Source organism: Microbulbifer sp. ABH2_005, assembly GCF_056160005.1.
Window position 1 is genome coordinate 200418 of the sequence record NZ_JBSWWI010000001.1, and the last position, 20114, is coordinate 220531.

At 54.5% G+C, this 20114-nt stretch carries 15 protein-coding genes; 10 read left to right on the plus strand and 5 right to left on the minus strand.

Annotated features, from left to right (window positions below):
- Window position 1: 1 nt before the first annotated feature.
- The gene (locus ACXAFI_RS00905; RefSeq protein ID WP_152455299.1) at window positions 2–679 is read right to left on the minus strand and encodes a TIGR00153 family protein; all 678 of its coding nucleotides are present in this window, start codon (window positions 677–679) and stop codon (window positions 2–4) included.
- Window positions 680–824: 145 nt separating this feature from the next.
- On the opposite strand from ACXAFI_RS00905, the gene tfpB reads away from it, so the two are divergent.
- The 4 genes from tfpB to ACXAFI_RS00925 all read left to right on the plus strand — a co-directional run bounded on the left by tfpB (window position 825) and on the right by ACXAFI_RS00925 (window position 8222).
- Window positions 825–2600: a type IV pilus assembly ATPase TfpB gene (gene tfpB, locus ACXAFI_RS00910; RefSeq protein ID WP_475107297.1), complete on the plus strand. Its 1776-nt coding sequence runs from the start codon at window positions 825–827 to the stop codon at window positions 2598–2600.
- A 127-nt stretch (window positions 2601–2727) separates the two neighbouring features.
- Window positions 2728–5571 carry a bifunctional [glutamate--ammonia ligase]-adenylyl-L-tyrosine phosphorylase/[glutamate--ammonia-ligase] adenylyltransferase gene (gene glnE / locus ACXAFI_RS00915; RefSeq protein ID WP_475107298.1) on the plus strand — a complete coding sequence of 948 codons (2844 nt, stop codon included), beginning with the start codon at window positions 2728–2730 and terminating at the stop codon, window positions 5569–5571.
- Between the two features lie 60 nt (window positions 5572–5631).
- Complete coding sequence (locus tag ACXAFI_RS00920; RefSeq protein ID WP_475107299.1) at window positions 5632–6594, plus strand: branched-chain amino acid transaminase; 963 nt, start codon at window positions 5632–5634, stop codon at window positions 6592–6594.
- Between the two features lie 254 nt (window positions 6595–6848).
- Complete coding sequence (locus ACXAFI_RS00925) at window positions 6849–8222, plus strand: O-antigen ligase family protein (RefSeq protein ID WP_475107300.1); 1374 nt, start codon at window positions 6849–6851, stop codon at window positions 8220–8222.
- A 40-nt stretch (window positions 8223–8262) separates the two neighbouring features.
- On the opposite strand, the gene ACXAFI_RS00930 is transcribed toward ACXAFI_RS00925, so the two are convergent.
- Window positions 8263–9594, minus strand: a complete 1332-nt coding sequence (locus tag ACXAFI_RS00930; protein WP_475107301.1) for a UDP-glucose dehydrogenase family protein — start codon at window positions 9592–9594, stop codon at window positions 8263–8265.
- A 176-nt stretch (window positions 9595–9770) separates the two neighbouring features.
- Between ACXAFI_RS00930 and ACXAFI_RS00935 the strand changes: the two genes are divergently transcribed.
- Window positions 9771–10661: an ELM1/GtrOC1 family putative glycosyltransferase gene (locus ACXAFI_RS00935; RefSeq protein ID WP_475107302.1), complete on the plus strand. Its 891-nt coding sequence runs from the start codon at window positions 9771–9773 to the stop codon at window positions 10659–10661.
- On the opposite strand, the gene ACXAFI_RS00940 is transcribed toward ACXAFI_RS00935, so the two are convergent.
- Together ACXAFI_RS00940 and ACXAFI_RS00945 are read right to left on the minus strand one after the other, a co-directional pair.
- A complete protein-coding gene (locus tag ACXAFI_RS00940; protein WP_475107303.1) occupies window positions 10658–11323 on the minus strand; it encodes a YrbL family protein in 666 nt (221 codons plus the stop codon). The two genes, ACXAFI_RS00935 and ACXAFI_RS00940, sit on opposite strands and share 4 nt — an antisense overlap.
- Window positions 11320–12435: a glycosyltransferase family 4 protein gene (locus ACXAFI_RS00945; RefSeq protein ID WP_475109786.1), complete on the minus strand. Its 1116-nt coding sequence runs from the start codon at window positions 12433–12435 to the stop codon at window positions 11320–11322. The genes ACXAFI_RS00940 and ACXAFI_RS00945 overlap by 4 nt, the downstream gene beginning before the upstream one ends.
- Window positions 12436–12610: 175 nt before the next feature.
- Here ACXAFI_RS00945 and waaA point away from each other — a divergent pair, with 175 nt between their 5' ends.
- Window positions 12611–13921, plus strand: a complete 1311-nt coding sequence (gene waaA / locus ACXAFI_RS00950) for a lipid IV(A) 3-deoxy-D-manno-octulosonic acid transferase (protein ID WP_475109787.1) — start codon at window positions 12611–12613, stop codon at window positions 13919–13921.
- Window positions 13922–13954: 33 nt separating this feature from the next.
- On the opposite strand, the gene ACXAFI_RS00955 is transcribed toward waaA, so the two are convergent.
- A complete protein-coding gene (locus tag ACXAFI_RS00955) occupies window positions 13955–15478 on the minus strand; it encodes a TolC family outer membrane protein (protein ID WP_475107304.1) in 1524 nt (507 codons plus the stop codon).
- A 355-nt stretch (window positions 15479–15833) separates the two neighbouring features.
- Between ACXAFI_RS00955 and ACXAFI_RS00960 the strand changes: the two genes are divergently transcribed.
- From ACXAFI_RS00960 to ACXAFI_RS00975, 4 genes are read left to right on the plus strand one after another with little or no spacing between them, the layout of a single operon-like run.
- Window positions 15834–16484 carry a paraquat-inducible protein A gene (locus tag ACXAFI_RS00960; RefSeq protein WP_475107305.1) on the plus strand — a complete coding sequence of 217 codons (651 nt, stop codon included), beginning with the start codon at window positions 15834–15836 and terminating at the stop codon, window positions 16482–16484.
- Window positions 16481–17161 carry a paraquat-inducible protein A gene (locus ACXAFI_RS00965; protein WP_475107306.1) on the plus strand — a complete coding sequence of 227 codons (681 nt, stop codon included), beginning with the start codon at window positions 16481–16483 and terminating at the stop codon, window positions 17159–17161. Before ACXAFI_RS00960 ends, ACXAFI_RS00965 begins: the two co-directional genes overlap by 4 nt.
- Window positions 17154–19538, plus strand: coding sequence for a PqiB family protein (locus tag ACXAFI_RS00970; RefSeq protein ID WP_444920241.1), 2385 nt, complete (start codon window positions 17154–17156; stop codon window positions 19536–19538). The genes ACXAFI_RS00965 and ACXAFI_RS00970 overlap by 8 nt, the downstream gene beginning before the upstream one ends.
- A gap of 22 nt (window positions 19539–19560) precedes the next feature.
- Window positions 19561–20109 carry a DUF4136 domain-containing protein gene (locus ACXAFI_RS00975; RefSeq protein WP_152455273.1) on the plus strand — a complete coding sequence of 183 codons (549 nt, stop codon included), beginning with the start codon at window positions 19561–19563 and terminating at the stop codon, window positions 20107–20109.
- Window positions 20110–20114 lie beyond the last annotated feature (5 nt).

The following is a 20114-nucleotide window of genomic DNA, read 5'->3' on the forward strand; positions in this document are numbered from 1 at the left end:
CCTAACGTGCCAACAACAACTGCAAACGGTTACCCACGCTGTGGGCGCGATCGGCCAATTCGCCGATCCATTCAATCACCCGGTAGAGGAACATCACATCTACCGGCGGTAAGTCTTTTTCGATCGCGAACAGAGAGGCGCGAATTTCAATTTCCAACTTGTCCGACTTGCGCTCAAGCTCATCCAGCTCTTCGGTCATGCGCTTGGCGATAGTCACCTCGCGCCCGGCGAAGCCGCTCTCCAGCAATTCATCCAGTTCATTGATTGCGCGCAGAGCCTGGGCGGAAGTGGCCACGGCGCTTTCAACAAATGTGGTCATCAGAGATTGCAGGCTCTCGGGAATCTGCATTTTCCGGCCAATTGCCAGCCCGGCGATATCCTGTGCCGTGTTGGCCACTTCGTCCTGGGCATGCAGCAGCTCCAGCAGGTCGGAGCGGGAGACAGGCATAAACAGACTGTCCGGCAAGTGCAGGCGCAGGTCTCTCTTGATGTCATCGGCGCGGTTCTCTGTAGCAGAGATACGTAATTGAATCTGTTCCGCCTCCTTCAAATCGCCTTTAATCAGGGCGTCGAAGAACGGGATCAGGTCGGCCGAAGCCTCGTGGGCCGTAGCCATGTGCTTCTCGATCGGCTTGATCGGTGAGCGGCCAAACAGATTGGCAATATTCGACAGGGCCATGGTTTGCTCCATTGCTCAGGGTGCGAAAACGGCGGCATGGTACCCCAATCGGGGCCACTTCGGTAATAGTGCGTTAACGATGCACTGTCTCCGATAGTTGATAGGGCTACAATGCGTCGTCATATGAGAATAAGGGGGCATGCCGATGACAGAGAGCAGAGCGGCGGACAGGTTGCTGGATTTACGTGGATTGCTGGAGGATCTCGTTGCCCAGGGCTATGTGAGCAGACTGGATGCCAATCGTATTGTGGGCACGCCGCGTACCGCAGAGCAGGCACAAATGCACCCGCTCAGTTATATCGCCAGCTGCGACCTGGCCAACCAGAGGGCTCCAGGTATTTTGCTGGGCGACGAGTTGCTCAGTGCCTGGCTGGCGGAGAGCGCTGATCACCCCCTCTACCATATCGACCCGCTCAAGGTGAACGTGAGCGCGGTGACCGAGGTGATGAGCTTTCAGTTTGCCAAGCGCCACCAGATTCTGTGTGTCGAAGCCGGTGCAGAAGAGCTAACCGTGGCCACGGCCCAGCCCTTTACCCACGGCTGGGAGGAGCAGCTGGAACACACCAGCGGACGCCGGGTGCGGCGGGTGGTGGCGGACCCGGCGGATATCAAGCGCTACTGTGTGGAGTTTTACTCCCTGGCAAATTCTATTTCCGGTGCCAGTGGGTTGCAGGGCACCTCTGCGGCGAATAATTTCGAGCAGTTGTTAGAGCTGGGTAGCCTGAAAGACCCGGAAGCCAACGACCAGCATATCGTCAATATCGTTGACTGGCTGTTGCAGCACGCTTTCGACCAGCGTGCCAGTGATATACATATTGAGCCCCGGCGCCAGGTGGGGCGTATTCGTTTCCGCATCGATGGAGTCCTCCATCCGATCCACGAGCTGCCCGATCAGGTCAATGCGGCGGTAACCAGTCGCCTAAAAATCCTCGGGCGCATGAATGTGGCGGAGAAGCGCAAACCCCAGGACGGCCGAATCAAGACTAAACGCCCCGATGGCAGCGAGGTGGAGCTGCGTCTCTCCACCCTACCCACCGCCTTTGGCGAAAAGCTGGTGATGCGTATCTTCGATCCCGAGGTACTGGCGCGTTCCTACAGCGATCTGGGACTCGCCGGCACCGACCTGGCCCGCTGGCAGGCGATGCTGGCAAGACCTAACGGCATTGTGCTGGTAACAGGCCCTACCGGTTCGGGTAAAACCACCACGCTGTATACCGGCCTTAAGCAATTGGCCACCAGTGCGGTTAATGTCTCCACCGTGGAAGATCCCATCGAGATGGTGGAGGAGAGTTTTAACCAGACCCAGGTGCACCACGCTATCGGCTTCGATTTTGCCGCGGGCATTCGCACCTTGATGCGTCAGGACCCGGACATCATTATGGTGGGGGAAATCCGAGATCTGGAAACCGCACAGATGGCGGTGCAGGCGGCACTTACCGGCCACCTGGTGATCTCCACTCTACACACCAACGATGCTCCCACGGCGGTGACTCGTCTGTTGGATTTGGGTTTGCCGCACTACTTGCTCAAGTCCACCATCCTCGGTGTTATGGCCCAGCGCCTGGTGCGAACCCTGTGCCCCTCGTGCAAGCGCGAAGACACTATCGACGAGGCCGACTGGCATTCCCTGGTTCGCCCCTGGAAAGCGCCTCTACCGGAAAAAGTGTATGCCCCCGAGGGCTGCCTGGAGTGTCGCAACACCGGCTACAAGGGCCGCCAGGGTATCTATGAAATCCTGCCGTTCAGCGAAGCGGTGCAAACCATTATCACTCCCGACTGTGACTTGCAGCAGCTTCGTCGCCAAGCAATGCGCGAGGGTATGAACAGTCTGCGTTTATCGGGGGCCAAGAAAGTGGCCGCTGGCCTAACGACCGTGGCGGAAGTATTACGTGTGGCACCACCACCGGATATCGCTTTTTAATAGAGCTAAATTTCCGCTACAAAAAGTGTGGGATAAAGTGTGGAATACAAGTAGCTTGGGATAAAAACTGTGGGCGGTAGTGCTGCCCCTGCAGAATTCCTCATTTGGAAATAAGGATCGATTCCGCATGATTGATAGCGCCATCTGCCCCGAACCCCTGCGCCCGCAATTACAGACTCTGTGGCGAGAGTGGAGTGAGACTGCGGGCCCGGCGATGGCCACCGAAGTAGAGGCGTTGCTGCAGAATCAAGCGCTTGGGCTGGCATTGGCACGCAGCTTTATCGGTTCTGAATTCTTTTATCGACAGTGCCGGCGCCATCCGGATTTCCTCATGGAGTTATTGCAGCAGGATGATCTGGGTCTGCAGCTGCCCAGTTTTGATAGCGATGAAACTCTAGATCTGGCCCTGCGGCAGCTGCGCAACCGAGTGACCGCCGAGGTTATTTTCCGGGACTTTGCCGGCCAATGGGATATCCCCAGAGCCTGCCTGCGCCTCAGTGAACTGGCAGAACTCGCTATCAACACGGCCCTGCAGTGGCACCACAGTCAATTGGTACAGCGATATGGCGAGCCCCGGGATAGAAGTGGCCGGGCTCAGTCTATGGTGGTGCTCGGTATGGGCAAGCTGGGCGCGCGCGAGCTGAACCTCTCCTCCGACATCGACCTGATTTTTGCCTACCCCGAACCGGGACATACTGACGGCGATCAGTGCGTAGAAAATCAAAAGTTTTTCCAGCGCTTGGGTCAGCGACTGATCAAATCCCTCGATGCCATTAATGCCGAAGGCTTTGTGTTTCGCGTGGATATGCGTCTGCGCCCCTATGGTGACAGCGGCCCTTTGGTGAGCCATTTCGCTGCGCTGGAGGATTACTACCAGACCCAGGGGCGTGAATGGGAGCGCTACGCCATGGTTAAGGCGCGCCCGGTGGCAGGTGATCAAGGCGTTGCCGCTGAGTTGATGGAGCTATTGCGGCCATTCACTTACCGCCGCTATATCGATTTCAGTGCTGTCGACGCCCTGCGCGAGATGAAGGCTCTGATACAGCGACAGGTGCGTGCCCGCGGGCTGATCGACAATATCAAGCTGGGGCGCGGAGGTATTCGCGAGCTGGAATTTATTGTGCAGGCTTTCCAGTTAATTCGTGGCGGACGGGTGCCTGCACTGCGAGAACGCAATTTATTAAAGATACTGCCACTGCTGGAAACCGACGGCCATGTGGAGCCCGGGGTTGCCGATGAACTGGCCAACTGCTATTTGCTGCTGCGCCGGGTGGAGCACGCTTTGCAGGCCTATAAGGATCAGCAGACCCAGGCGTTGCCGCAGGACACTGCAGAGCGCGAGCGGCTCGCATTCGCCCTTGGCCGTGACAGCTGGGATCAGTTGGCTGGGGAGTTGGCAGCCGTCCGCAATGTGGTGGAGCGGGAGTTCGATACGGTCATTGCGCCACCAGAGGAGATCGCCGAGCCCCATGTGGCGGAAGAGTGGCAGGGGTTGTGGAGCAGCTGTGGCGACGAGACCGGTAAAGAGATCAATCTACAGACCCTGGAAAATGCGGGCTTTACTCCGGCGCCGGAGGCCCTGGGCCTGCTGCGGGATCTCAGTGTCTCTCCTATGGTGATGGCACTGCCGGCATCCTCGCGCGAACGCCTGGATCACTTTATGCCCTTGCTGCTGGCTGCAGCCAGCTTGCAGGAGCGACCGCTGTTGGTGCTCGGTCGGGTTCTACCCCTGGTGCGCTCGGTACTGCGCCGCAGTGCCTACCTGGTACTGATCAATGAAAATCCCCCGGTGCTCAGCCAGCTGGTACAACTGTGTAGTGCCAGCCCAAGGATTGCTGAGCAGCTGGCGCGTCACCCCATCCTGTTGGATGAACTACTGGACTCCCGCCGCCTGCTGGCACCGGCCACGGCGGAGGATATTGCCGATGAGCTGCGGCTTGAGCTATTGCGTGTTGATCACGCAGATCTGGAACTGCAGATGGAAACACTGCGCTATTTCAAGCAGAGTCAGAGCCTGCGTATTGCCGCTCAAGAGGTCAGCGGAGCATTGCCACTGATGAAGGTGAGCGACTCTCTCACCTGGTTGGCAGAGGGGATATTGCGACAGTCGCTTAATTTGGCGTGGGCACAGATGGTGGACAAATACGGCCTACCCGCAGGGGCAACCGCCGAGAATATGCACTTTGCTATCGTCGCCTACGGCAAGCTTGGGGGGTTGGAATTATCCCACGGCTCCGATCTGGATATTGTATTTGTGCACGATGCGGATCCTCAGCTTGCTACCGACGGTGCAACCAGCATCGACAATTTGCGTTTCTATACCCGCCTGGCGCAGCGCCTGATCCACATCCTGCAAACCCGTACCCTGAGTGGACCGCTGTATGAGGTGGATACCCGTTTGCGCCCTTCGGGTAACTCGGGCCTACTGGTCACCTCCATGAAAGCCTTTGAAAAATATCAGCGCGAGAGCGCCTGGACCTGGGAGCATCAGGCGTTGGTGCGCGCCCGCCCGGTTGCAGGGAGCGAACAGCTCTGCAGTGACTTTGAGGCCCTGCGCTTGAGATTGCTTTGCGAGCCGAGAAATGAGGGAAAATTGCGCGAGGAAGTGGTTGGGATGCGCGATAAAATGCGCTCCCACCTGGATAAGAGCAATGATCAAAATTTCGATCTGAAACACGGCCCGGGCGGTATTGTCGATATTGAATTTTTGGTTCAATATGCTGCTCTGGCCTGGGCACAAACTTCGCCCTCGATCGTGCGATACACCGATAATATTCGCATTCTCGAAAGTCTGAATGACGCGGGCCTGATGCCGGCCAAACAGGCCGAGCATCTGATCGACGCCTACAAAGCCTACCGATCTGAAGGTCATCGCCTGGCACTACAACAACTGCCAGGGATAGTGAGCGATGACCGCTTCACAGCGGAAAGAAAGACCGTTCTAACAAACTGGCAGCAATTGCTTGGTTAAACCCCAGCTTCACCCTGCTGCCCGATTAAACTGTTTTTCAGGATTTGTAGGAGTTGCCCCATGTCTTTTGCCGACCGCGACGGCGTTATCTGGTTTGATGGTGAATTAGTTCCCTGGCGGGATGCCCGCGTGCATGTTCTGACTCATACCCTGCATTACGGAATGGGGGTCTTTGAGGGGGTACGCGCTTATGAGACCGATCGTGGAGCCAGTATCTTTCGCCTTCAGGACCACACCCGCCGTTTATTCCGCTCTGCGAAGATCATGAATATCCCCATACCCTACGATGCGGATGCCCTGAATGAAGCTCAGCGTCTTGTGGTAAGGGAAAACAGACTCCGGCACGCCTACTTGCGTCCAATGGTATTTTACGGCTCTGAAGGTATGGGCCTGCGCGCAGAGGGGCTAACTACCCATGTAATCGTTGCCTCCTGGGAGTGGCCGAGCTATATGAGCCCAGAGGCATTGGAACGTGGTATCAAGGTTAATACGTCCTCTTATACCCGCCACCACGTGAATATCAGCATGTGCAAGGCCAAGGCCAACGGTAATTACATCAACTCGATGCTTGCTTTGCAGGAGGCGATTCGCAACGGTTGTGAAGAGGCGCTGTTACTCGATCCAGAGGGTTATGTGGCCGAGGGCAGTGGGGAGAATTTCTTTATCGTCAGGGACGGGACTATTTATACCCCAGAGCTGACCTCCTGCCTGGATGGCATCACCCGCGATACCGTGATCGAGCTGGCCAAGGAGTGTGGCTATCGGGTGGTGGAAAAGCGTATTACCCGGGATGAAGTCTATATCGCCGATGAGGCCTTTTTTACCGGCACCGCCGCAGAGGTGCTACCCATTAGCATGCTCGATGGCCGCTCCATCGGCAGTGGTCGTCGCGGCCCAATCACCGGCCGCTTGCAGGGGCTTTATTTCGATGTGGTACATGGCCGCAGCACAGCACACCGAGGCTGGTTGAGTGATGTGGATGATGCCGGTTTGCAAAATGGTAGCCACATTGCCGTTGCCTAGACTATAAGGTCTGGATTTAACCCATTCCAGATAGGAGGGCCCTAAGAGCCCTCCCCAATTCTTCTCCAGGGGAAAGTAGTACCCTGCCCGCTGTTCTCGTAGAATGCCCAAGTTAATTATCCCTCTGTATTCTGTGGGTGTCCGCCCATCGCAGGTTTAATGTGAATCGAAAGCGTTGAATGGTGAGTTCAATCTTTGACCCTGCTTGATGGGGTACCGATTTAGTGAGTCATTCAGGGCCATGGGAGTCGTTGGTGTTACCAATTAAAAACCTTGCAAAGGATTGGAAAGGCATTATTTCTCAATTTTGGCAGCGCAATGCGTTGATCGACGTTTCTGCAAACCTGCAATTGCTCGGGGGAGCTTTGCTACTCCTTTACGCAGCTTTATTTCCCTTAGCTAGTGATTATGCAGATACCGCAAAAACCCTTTTTATCGTTCTTACTTTCTGGGCGCTTTTTACCCGCGGAAGACATTGGCTGAACTCGCCAGTTGGGTGGTTTTTTGCAGCTTCCTTATTAGTGCAGGTGTTATCCTGGGTTGGCATGCTGGTGGAATATCCTAGCTGGGCCGAATCCTCGCCAAAACTTCATCGCCTAGGGCAGTGGTTTTTATTTGCTGCTATTGCCTGTTGGCTGGGAGGCAGCACCCGCAATACTTTAACTCTCTGGTTGACGGCTTTAATCGCCATACTATTGGCTCCCTGGATTGCGGGAGGAGGATTTTCTGAGTGGGCGTATGGAGCCATGGGGCAGCGGGTCGAATTTGGTTTTCATAATGCCCAGCATACTGCGATTATCTTTGGTGTTGCGCTGCTCGGCTTAGCTGTTTTTTCAAAGCGAATATTTAACTATTCAGGAGTGTTATCTGTTCCAAGTTTAGCTTGGGCCGTTGCTGTTGGTATATGTGCCCTGGCCGTGCTTTATTCACAGACTCGTGCGATTTGGTTTGCTATAGCGATATCTCTGTTTACCCTACTAATAGTTTACATAGTGGTAGTTTTTCGCAAACCGGGTAAAGGCATTTGGTTGCGCTTGCTGTCTTGGGGGGCGGTTATCGGTGTAGCTATGATCGCCCTTTGGGGGAAAGTTGGGGATGTGGTGATCAAGCGCCTTGGATTAGAGAGGAGTACAGTTGATGCCTTGCTCTCAGGTAACCTTGAATCGATTCCCTATTCCAGTATCGGCGTCAGGATACACAGCTGGCATGCTGCGGTTAATTGGATAGCCGAACGCCCATTACTCGGTTGGGGCGGTAAAGGTCGGCGTCTTGTTATTCAAAACCTGCAGGATATGCCACCGGAATTTAAAAATACTATCGGGCACCTGCACAACAGTTATCTTGACCTGCTCGTGAACTATGGATTTCTAGGGGCCTTGGTGTGGGGAGCGTTTAATTGCTGGCTATTCTTGGCAGCTTATAAAAGCTGGCGTAAGGGCTTTTTACCGGGGGATTTCTTCCTTTTTTATATTGGTTTTATGATTCTTTGGCTGATTGCTAATTGTTTCGAATCTTATCTTTTCTATTCCAGTGGCCATTTTATATTTGGCATTGTAGTTGCGGGTATTGCTACTCATATTTTTCGAAGCAAGAGCACTCCTGAGCAGGGCCGGGCTGTTAGTGAGTGAATATGGGGGGGGAGTCCCCCCTCAGTGGGGCAAGGGCGTCTTATCCTTTGGGGCGCCCTACACAATAATACTCGATCCCACCCTCGCTCATATACTGGGGCTCATAGAGGTTGCGGCCATCAAAAATAACTGGATTGTTTAACGCATTAATAACGGCCTTAGCATCAATGGCTTTAAATTGTTGCCACTCGGTAGCGATAATCAGGGCATCCGCTCCAGATAGCGCAACCTCTTTGGTACCACAGAGTTGCATATCTTCGCGTACACCGTATATCCGTTGACACTCCTCCATTGCCTGAGGATCGAAGGCCTGAACCTTTGCGCCGAGCTGCCAGAGCTGCTCCATTAAGGTGCGGCTGGGCGCTTCGCGCATGTCGTCGGTGTTGGGTTTAAAGGCAAGCCCCCACAAGGCAAAGGTTTTCCCTTTCAAATCCTCACCAAAATGTTTGGTGATTTTTTGTAGCAGGTAGCTCTTCTGGGTTTGGTTACGCTCCTCCACAGCATTCAAGATACTGGGGGATACGCCCATTTGGGTTGCCGTCGATATCAGTGCTTTTACATCTTTGGGGAAGCATGAGCCGCCATAACCGATGCCTGCGTAGATAAATTGGTAGCCAATGCGAGGATCGGAGCCAATACCCTGGCGTACCTGCTCGATATCAGCGCCCACATGGTCGGCGATTTGTGCCATCTCATTCATAAAACTGATTTTGGTGGCCAACATGCAATTAGCTGCGTATTTGGCCAGTTCCGCACTGCGAACATCCATCGTGATAATTTTTTCATGGTTGCGGTTGAATGGCGCATAGAGCTGACGCAGAGCATTTTCTGCCGAGGCGCTGCGGGTGCCAATAATGATGCGGTCTGGTCGCATACAGTCGCTGACTGCCGAGCCCTCTTTGAGGAACTCGGGATTTGACACCACCTCGAAGGCGATGTTTTCGGCGTTGCGTTCAGTCAGTCGATCAGTAATTGCCTGGCTCACCAAGTCTGCGGTGCCAACGGGAACCGTAGATTTATTGACGATTACTTTAGGGCTGCCCATATAAGTGGCGATAGACCCGGCCACCGCGAGCACATGGCGAAGGTCGGCCGAACCGTCCTCATCGGGAGGGGTGCCGACTGCGATAAATATGACTTCTCCGTGCTCAACGCCCTGTGACGCATCAGTACTGAAATTCAGGGTGCCATTTTTCAGGTTGCGCTCTATCAGTGGGGATAAGCCGGGTTCATAGATGGGAATAACCCCTTTTTTCAGGTCTTCGACTTTCTTCTCATCAATATCAATGCACAAAATATTGTGGCCAACTTCAGCCAAAACTGCGGCTTGAACTAGTCCCACGTAACCGCTGCCAAATACCGTTACATTCATGAGTATCCCATTACCTGTCGCTGGAGGGGCTTTGTTGCCCAAAAATCATGCGCGCAAGTGTATCAGATATTGCTACCCTGCCCTGATGGATACTCGGCATATCTTATGTTTCCTGTTCGTCGCCAGGGGGACAATAAGTTATGCTTATGGGCTTTTATGTATGGGGTTAACTGGCTTTGCAGCTGAGGGTTTGGCGTTTTCTCGATGGTAACCGGGCGCATGAGAAACAAAGTGCGGCGTTGGTTCGTGGCCTGGATAAAAGTTTTGCCGGGCAGGTACAGAGTTTTGATATCCCGGCAGAGTTGAGTGCCTCGCGTATCTTTCTGGGGCGTGCGCAGAAGCTCAACCAGCTACCCAAACCGGATTTCCTGATTGGCACCGGGCGCAAGAGTCGCCTGCCGATGTTGGCCGCGCGCCACCGTTTTGGTGGACGTATTGTGTCGATCAACCGCCCACAGTTGCCATTCAGCTGGTTTGATTTTGCGATTGTGCCCGAGCATGATCGACCGCCGCCGCTTGAGAATATTATTCTAAGTCAGGGCGCTCTGACCGAGCCGTTGCCGGATATTGTTCCACAGGTTGGGAGGGGATTGATCCTTCTCGGTGGTCCGAGTAAACATTATTCTTGGGATATTCAGTCGATTCGCACCCAAATCACGCCACTATTGAGCCAGCCTTTGGAGTGGCAGATTTCCAACAGCCGCCGAACACCAGCGGGCACACTGGAAGAACTGTCTGGAGATAATGCCAGCCTTATCGACTGGCACTCATGCCCCCCCGGTTGGGTTCAGGAGCAGATGGCGACAGCTGAGCAAATCTGGGTCAGTGAAGACAGTGTTTCCATGTTGTTTGAGTCGCTGCAGAGTCGCGCGCGGGTAGGGGTGATCCGGGTTCCCGGCCGGGGTAAGTCCAATAAGGTTCGTGCCGCGGTGCAAAGGCTGATCGATCAGGGAATAGTCAGCGAACACCTGGAAGAAGTGCTGGCCCAGCCACAGCGTCAGCCTCTGGACCAGTACCTTCTGTGTGCTAGGGCACTTTTACGTCGCTGCGGACTCCTGGCAAATTAGCCTTTCAGGCCGCGTGCCTCAAATTTTCTCCAGGGTACCTTCTTATCAGAAACCTCCCACTCCACTCGAAGCCACATACGCTGGATTCGACGGTGGATATAACGTCTGGCAAAAAAGCGGGAAAATCGCGGCAGCGGTAGGAAAGAGGCACAACCTAAACCATCGATCAGGTAGATCTGTAAACGCCCATTTTCTCTACGTAAAACCAGGTTGTGAGCGATTAAGTTTTTGGTCAGTACTTCGTATTTCAGCAACCAGCCGGCAAATTCTTGCAGCGCTGTACGCACTTCTTCATCCAGGCCGTGTTTGTTTAAGTACTGGCGTAGAGTGGAGGCTGGAGCCCCGCTCTCATCTAAAACCATATCTGTGACAGCAGCTGGCCCGAGACTGGTCTGCTGAATGCCATACCAGCGAGGCAGGTGTTGCCATAGACCGGTTCGCTCCCGTTGCAATGCTCTCTGACTATAACCCTCTAGCTCGCGCAGGTTATCGTCAAAGCTATCGAGGCCGCGCCATCGTTTATACCAGGGGGCCCTATCCAACAGTATCTGTGTGCGCCCTGGGCGCATCACTTTGACACATAAGAGGGAGTCTTGTGGATGCTGATAGCAAAAGCGGTTGCCCCCACTGGCGAAGGGCTCACGGTTATTCAAATCTATCATTGTGCTGCCCCCTTTCTGCTGTCGAGCATTGTGCGATAGATTTCCATGGTATGGGCAGCCTGTCGCTCTAAGGTAAATTCCTTGGTGAGATGAGGTTTTAGCAGGGGAGCCTCCAGTAATTCCAGTGTGCGCTCGAGGAGCATTTGCTGATCCCCTTTATTCACCAGCCCCTGTGGGAAACAAGCTTGTAGGGACTCGGCTGGGCCACCGATGTCATAACCGATAATCGGAGCGCCTATCGCGGCCGCTTCGATCACCGTGCGCCCAAATGGCTCCGGGCGTTGCGAGAGATTGAAAACCAGAGCGGATTGTTTATACCAATAGCGGATATCAGAGCGGTGCCCAACAAAACTGATGTGATCCCCAACCCCCAGTTTTTGCACTTTTTCTTTTAGCTCTTGTTCGTAATGAACCTTATTTGCTTCGCTGCCACCGAGGATTACTCCATGAATTTGGGAATTTAGCGGAGCGAGCTTGGCAATTAGCTCAATAAAATCTTCCTGGCCTTTCCAGCGGGTCAAGCGCCCCGGCAGTAGCAGCCAGCGCTTTCCCTGGAGTTGTGGAAACTCGCTGCATGTCTGTTCCATCCAGTCAGCCGGAAGGCTTATCTCTGGGTGAAACTCGGTGGTATCCACCCCCCGGTAGACAATCTGAGGGGGCCTTTGTAGGTCGTTGGGATAGTTGTCCAGCAGGTAATCGTTTACGCATTTGGAGATGGCGATAACCTGCTCGGTTTTCGCCATGATCGCACTGTAGCGGTTAGTGGAGTAGAGCCCATGTGCGGTGCTCAGTAGCCTGGGGCGGCTTTCCTCAGGCATTTTTTTCCAGGCCAGGTAGGTAAGCCAGGCCGGCACTCGGGAGCGAACGTGTAGAATGTCCGCATTTAGTTCGTGTAACAGCCTACGCAGAGGGCGCACCTGTAACAGGCTGGTCAGGGACTTTTTGTGGATCGGTAGGGTGATATGCTGCGAGCCTTCGCGCTGCAGCTGCTCCACCATGCGGCCACCACTAGAAATGACTATAGATTGATGTCCTGCTCGGACCAGTGCACGGGCAAAATCCACGGTTCCGCGCTCAACTCCGCCCGAGTTCAAGGCGGGCAGTAGTTGCACAACTTTCAAGTGACCAGCTCCGAGTAACCAAGAAGAAAATGTTCTGCCAATGATATGATGACCAGGCCTTGGTTTCCTGGCAGAAGACTCATTATATGCAGTGAAGCCTAATCCAGTACAGTTGGTGGTACAGCCTACCAGCATTTGTTTACTTCTTGTGAAGCCCTTTTTGTCGATGCGAGTTCTGTATACCTTTATTTTTCGAGCGGCATTTCCATTTGTTTTGCTGCGCCTCTGGTGGCGCGGCCGCAGCCAGCCCGAGTATCGGCAGCGCCTTGGAGAGCGACTGGGAAAAGTGCCGGAACGCCTCAGCCGCACACCGTTGCTCTGGGTACACTCAGTTTCTGTGGGTGAAACACTCGCGGCGATACCGGTGATTGCCCAGCTGGCGGCTCGCCATCCCCATTGGCAGTGGTTGGTGACAACGAGTACCCCCACTGGCTCGGAGCGAGTGACCGAGGCGTTGCGCCCCATTCTTGGTGGACGCTTGTTGCACTACTATCTGCCCCATGATCTGCCCGAGTGCCTGACTCCATTTTTGCAGGCTTTGCGCCCAAATATGCTGGTAATTGTGGAAACTGAACTGTGGCCGAACCTTCTTCATCTCTGCAAAAAACACAATATTCCCACGTTGCTGGCCAATGCCCGGCTCAGTGAGAAATCCGCCCGGGGCTACGGCAAGCTGCCTAGGCTTACCCGGTCGATGCTGGCCAACCTGGACAAGGTTGTCGCCCAGTATGATGTGGATGCCCAACGATTTATTGATTTAGGCTTGCCGTCACAGCGAGTGCAGGCCAGTGGCAATATTAAGTTTGACCTGAATATTGATTTGGGGCTGGCCAGTGAGGCTCAGGTTCTGGCTCACCAGTGGCGTGGCGCAAAGGAGCGGGCAAAGGGGCGTAAGGTGTGGTTGGCGGCCAGTACTCACGCCGGTGAGGATGAAATTATCCTGGATGCCTACAAAGTGCTGGTCAAAACTTTTGCAGATTTACTTCTGGTATTGGTACCCCGGCACCCCCAGCGTTTTGAGAGTGTCGCGCGACTCTGCCAGGAGCGGGGCTTTAGAGTGACCAGGCGCAGTGAGGGGCGGGCGCCGTCAGCCCGCGATCAAATACTCCTGGGGGATACCATGGGAGAATTGCTGCGCTTCTTTGGTGCGTGTGATGTGGCCTTTGTGGGTGGCAGCCTGGTTCCCGTTGGCGGGCACAATATGATTGAGCCGGCGGCCTGGGGAGTTCCTGTTGTGTGCGGGCCTTTCCTGCATAACTTCGCTACCGTTTCCCAGCTATTGAAAGAAGCAGGTGGTATGGAAATTGCCGAGGATGCAGCCGCTTTAGCTGCTCAGTTGCATGAGTGGTTGGAAAATGATCAGAAACGTATCTCTGTAGGCCAGCGCGGCAGGGATGTCGCACAGGAAAACAGCGGTGCATTGCAGCGTCTGTTGGATGAAATCGAAGGCTTGATGCCTTGTTTGGAAGGCCAGTGAGTGGATTTGAATCCACTCACTGGCCAGTAAAACTTACTTGGAAGGAGCGGCGGCGCCGGCCTCGGCAACGCGGGATACATGCAATGCCGGGTTCAGCATAGCGTCCAACTCCTGCAAGTCTTTGGGCGACAGCAGTCCGGATACTTGCTTGAGATTGAGAGTATTTAGAATGTAGTCATACAGGGCATTGGCATAATCCGTTTCCGCCTGGAAGAGGGTGCGTTGGGCCAGCAATACATCGACGATATTTCGCGTGCCCACTTCATAGCCCGCCTGGGTTGCTTCCAGGGCACTTTTGGCGGAAACCACTGCCTGTTGCCGAGCCGATACACGGGAGACATCGGTCACAACCAATCGATGCAGGGTACGGGTGGTCTGGATAGTATTGCGCTCGGTCAGGTTGCGCAGATCCTGGGCCTGGAAGGATAGGTTGCGCGCCTCGCGGCGATTGGCACTGAGCAGACCGCCGGTGTAGATGGGGATATTCAAAGTTATTGAGGCAGCAGAATCCCGGAAGTCTTGGTCCCGTGAGAAAGTTGTTGAGCGATTTTGCTCTTCGAAAGGTGGATCGAATATAAATTTGGACCTTTGCTCGCCATTCGATGTGAATTTACTGTACGAGAGAGAACCTGTCAGTGTCGGCAGGTGCTCACTGGCGGCAGAGCGGGCGTTATAGCGGGCTGCCTCGGCATTGAGGCGCGCAGCTTTTAGGGTGAAGTTATTGGCCAGCGCGAAATCGACCCAATCGGCGCGATCTGCGGGCACAGGCGGAGCCACCTGGAAGCTCTCCACCAGCGGCGCAACTTCATCGTGGTAGCCGCCGGTAAGCACAGAGAGGGCATCGAAGTTGCTGAGCAGGCTGTCCTGAGCGGTTAGACGTCGTGCTACAGAGCTGTCGTAGGCGGCCTGGGAGTCATACACATCGGTAATTGCCGTCAGTCCCACCTCGAAGCGCTGCTGGGTCTGCTCCAGCTGCTTGGCCAGGGCTTTTTCTTCAGAGACGGCCGCTTCCAGCACATCGTAAGCCCGCAACACATCGAAGTAGGCGGTGGCTACACGAATCATCATATCTTGCTGGTTGGCGCTATACTCTGCCGTGGCCAGCTCGGTTAGCTTTTTGCCCTGCTGATAGCCAAACCAAGCGGGGGCATCAAATATTGCCTGGCTCAGACTCGCATTGTATGTTCTTTCGTTAAAAGTACCCGAATCTCGTTGAAGAAAATCGACCAGATCAAGGTCCACATCGGGAAACTCTTCTTCATCAACAGGTTCAGCGCTTGCAAATTGATTGTTCTCGTGAACCCTGGCGGCCAGGATTTGCGCATTGACCTGCGGCAACAGAGGAGCGCGCAGCTGGTTTTTAGCCTCAACCCCAGCGTGGTAGGCGGCGCGGTCTGCGGCTAACTGGGGATCGTTATCCAGCGCCTGCATATAGATATCCCACAGGGTGTCGGCCTGGGCCTGCATGGCGCCGAAGCCCAGCAGGGTTGCGGCGATTAGTTTCTTCAGTGGACGCAACTGGCGGCCTCGCGGCTCTTTGCGGTTACTTCTTTTCATCTGTTTCAACTTCCTGTGGCGGGTGCGGTCTTCAAGCTTCTGTCAGTTATTTGGAGCGGCACTCGAGTTCTGATTCTCGGTGGGTTCCTTTGGCTCGTATTGTCTGATGGCGCTGCCAGTCTCCCCAATTAGCAGTCGCGAGAGTGTACCCGCGGCTAGTCTAAGCGTCGAGGCGACGCTTTGGGCTTTTTGGTATATCTTCGTTAAACCGACGCGAATGTGCGTTTACCGGTAACTGCCTGGCAGTATCAGGGCAGCATTGAATAGGGCAATGGCCCTACATTGCAATAGACGCGCCATCGAAGTATTTGGATGCGGCAAAAATTGTGCAGAATAAGGCAAGGACCTCTGGCACATGAATCAGCTGCGCAACAATAAGCCGATACCCTGGCAGCGTGCCTGTCATGAATGTGATCTGTTATTGACCGGCGGTTTGGCACCGCCAGGCCAAAAACTGGTTTGTCCGCGATGCCGTTGCACTCTGCACCGCAACAGCAATCACAGCGTTTATTACACTATTGCCCTGAGTCTGACTGGGCTATTGCTATTTATTCCCTCGGCCAGTCTGCCGTTACTCAAATTCTCACTTTTCTCATTTGGTGCCGATAATACCCTATTGAACGGGGTTCACTCCCTTTACAAAGCGGGTTTTATCTGGCTGGCATCTCTGGTGTTGTTTTGCAGTGTATTGGCACCCTTGGGGAAGTTCCTACTGCTGTTGTTTATCTGCTGCGGCAGTGCCTGGAAGTTCCTGGATCCGGCGGTTGCTTTTTCGGTGCGCTGGTACCAGCACATCAAGGAGTGGGGCATGTTGGATGTCTACATGCTGGGCATCCTGGTGGCGCTGATCAAATTGAGGGACCTGGGAAAAATGGATGTGGAACCGGGACTTTATTGCTTTGGTGCCATGATGTTGGTGGCCAACCTCTCCTCCCTCAGCTTCGATCAAAATGCTATTTGGCAACGTATGGCACTGCGGCGTGACTTGCGCGGGGCTGCGCTATGAGTGCCCCGCAGAAAGCGCTCAAAAATGGAATGAGCAGCTGCCTGAGCTGTCATCAGTTGATTATTTTACCGGCCCGGGGAGGGCGCTGCCGTTGCCCCCGCTGTGGTGCGAGTGTTTATGGACGCATTGATGGCAGTTTGATGCTTACCTGGGCACTGACAATCACCGGTGCCTTGCTGTTACTGCCTGCAAATATCCTGCCGATTATGAGTGTTATTTACCTCGGTGCCGGTGAACCCAGCACAATTATCAGCGGTGTGATGCAACTCTATAACAGCGGTATGTGGGGGATTGCCCTAATTGTTTTTGTGGCCAGTATTGCCGTGCCGGTAATGAAATTACTGGGATTGATATTGCTATTAGTACAGATTCAGCTGCGATTGCATTTTGTGCCGACCCAGGCGATGAAAATTTATCGGGTGGTTTCCGGAATCGGGCGTTGGTCGCTATTGGATCTATTTATGATCTCGATTCTTGCGGCTCTGGTGGATATGGGGTTTATCGCACAGGTCGCTGCCGGCCCTGGTAGCACCGCTTTTGCCTCGGTGGTGGTGGTTACCATGCTGGCGGCGCGCTCTTTCGACCCGCGCTTGATATGGGATGCACACGATGGAGATCTGTATGCAACTGCGGTAGAGCCGGAAACGGCTCACAGGAGTGCGGCAGAAAATGGCTGACAATGTGCCTGAGGATAATGAAGTCATAGAGCCCCGGGCTTATGAGGGCGCCCAGCGGGGGCAGGTTCGCAGGAGCCGGGGTCTACCGCTTGTATGGATATTGCCACTGGTGGCCGGTTTGATCGCCGCCTGGTTGCTTTACCAGGATATGGCTGAAGGGGATGTGCACGCGAGCATCTTGTTTCACTCCGGCGATGGCCTGGTGAAAGGCAAAACGGTGGTCAAATATTCGGGTGTGGATATAGGCGTTGTTCAAGATGTACGCCTGGTACCCAATGCTAAAGAATTAAACGGCGCCGATGGCGTGATGGCGGAAGTCAGTCTCAACCGCAGTGCCGAGTATCTCCTCGTGGAGGGCACCGAATTTTGGGTAGTGAAACCGGAGCTGTCCATTACCGGCATCAGCGGATTGGAGACTCTGCTATCGGGCAACTACATCGCCGTGGAGTCCGGCAGTGGCAAACGCAAACGGGAATTTGTCGCTCTGGATCGCCCGCCAGCATTTGTTCGTGGCGATGGCCTGCGCGTGGTGCTCAAGTCCCGCAGGCTCGGCTCCCTCAGTCGAGGGTCACCGGTGTACTACCGCCAGTTGCGCGTGGGGCAGGTGGCAGACTACAGCCTCGATGAAGACGGCAACCAAGTTGGTATCGAATTATTTATCCGTCGCGAATACGCTTATCTGGTACACCGGGGCAGCCGCTTTTGGAACAGTTCTGGGATTTCGATTGAGGGGGGAATCAGCGGTATCAGTATTAACCTGGAATCTCTCGCTGCCCTGTTTGCCGGTGGTGTCAGTTTTTACACGCCGGAATCCCAGCGTCAGTCGCCACTGGCGGTCAACGGCACAGAATTCAAACTCTATAAAAATTTTGCCGCGGCAGATGCGGGAATTTCTGTCACCCTAAATTTTGATCGGGGCGTCGATGTAACACCCGGCAGTACCAAGGTTTACTACCAGGGAATCAAGGTGGGCGAGGTCAGTCGCGCTAAAGCCAATGCCAGTATGAATGGAATGGAAGTCAGAGTGTTGATGGACCCGGCTACCGACGACCTGCTCAGTGAAAATACGCGTTTCTGGTTGGCGCCGCCCACCTTTGATTTTAGTGGTGGCCTGAATGAATTAATTCAGGGCAATCGCATTGAGGTAGAGCTGCGTCGCGGACAGCGCTCCCAGCGCACTTTTTCCGCTCGTGCCTCGGCGCCACAAATGGACCCCAGGGTGCCAGGGCTGCATTTACGTCTTACCTCCCGCAACCCGGGCTCACTGCAGCGGGGGGCTCCCGTTTATTTCCGCCGTATCGAAGTGGGCAAAGTGCAGGGAATGGAATTGCGCAGAGACGGCGAAGGCGTTGAGGTGTATGTGGTGATTGAACCCCGCTATGCGCACCTGGTTAAGCCGGGTACCCGTTTCTGGAATATCAGTGGGCTACGGGCTAGTGCGAGCCTCAGTAGCGGTATCGAGGTGCAGGCAGACTCACTGATGTCGCTACTGCGCGGTGGTGTCGCATTTGGTATGAGGCGCGATGACCACGAAAAGGGCGGGCCCGTGCAAAATGGCGACCAGTTCCCCTTATACCGCAGCCGCGAGGCAGCGTTGGAGGAGGGCATTGAAATACACATTTATTTACCCAGTGCCGAGGGACTTAAGGTCGGGGCCCCATTGCGCTACAAAGGTGTACAAATTGGGGAAATAACCCGTTTGCGTCTCGGCAGGGATCTCAGTGAGGTGCAGGCGCGAGCGAAGCTCTATCACCGCGGTGGCAACTTTGCCCGTGCGGGCACTCGTATCTGGGTGGTGTCGCCACAAATTGGTATTAGTAAAGTTGAGCATCTGGATACGCTCATTACCGGCCGCTACTTGGCCCTTGAGCCTGGTGGAGGGCCCCCGGAAACAGAATTTTATGCCGAGTTACAGGCCCCGAAAGAGGACCTTGCCGAAACCATGAGTCGACCTGGTCTGACGATAATACTCGATGCCGCCAGGCGAGGCTCTCTGGTGGCGGGCAGTCCCGTCTATTACCGCCAGGTTCAAGTTGGGGAGGTTACCGGTTTTGAGTTGGGAGAGTGGGCGGACCGGGTATATATCTATGTGCATATCGAACCGCAATACCGTCCGCTTGTGCGCGAGTACACAGTTTTTTGGAACGCCAGCGGTGTAGATGTGAATTTTGGGCTGAAAAGTGGTCTCAACATTAATACTGAGTCTGCTCAGGCCCTGATTAAGGGGGGAATTGCTTTTGCCACACCCGAGCCGCCATTTATGGGATTCGAAGTGGAATCCGGCAGCCATTTCCCACTCTATCCACGTGCGGAGCCCAAGTGGTATAAGTGGAGTCCTAAGATAGAGCTGTATAACTATGCAGAACCGGTCAAATAAGTAATAAAGTCAAGGAGTATTTATGCGTTACATAACCATGGGACTAATGACACTGCTGTTTTTGGCCGGGTGCCAGGAAATGCAAGTGGAACGGGTGAATACGGGGGCCCAGCCGGTGGCTTTTTCCACTTATAAATGGGGAGTAACGCCCCTCAACGATGTGGATGCCTCTGCACAATTGGTGGAGCTGGATGAGGAAATGCGCGGCACGGTGGCGGCCCAATTACAGCAGCGCGGTTACCGTCAGGTAGCCCAGGACCAGGATGCGGATATGGTCGTGGATTATCAGGTGGCTGTGGTGGATGAGTTTTTTTCCGGAGATACCCGGGACCCAAGCTGGGACAAGCAGTTTGACAGCAACGCACCGCAAGATGTGGTGGAATTGCCGCCACTTACCGATGCTCCACTGGTGATTATGAGTGTGGGGATTGGTCGCCCTGATGGCGTGACAATTTGGGGTGGCAGTGCCAGCGAGCTGCTGACCCGCCCCGATAGTGTTGAACAGCGTCAACGCCTGATTTCACGAGGCGTCAGTGAATTATTACGGGATCTGCCACCAGCCTATCAGTGAACCGA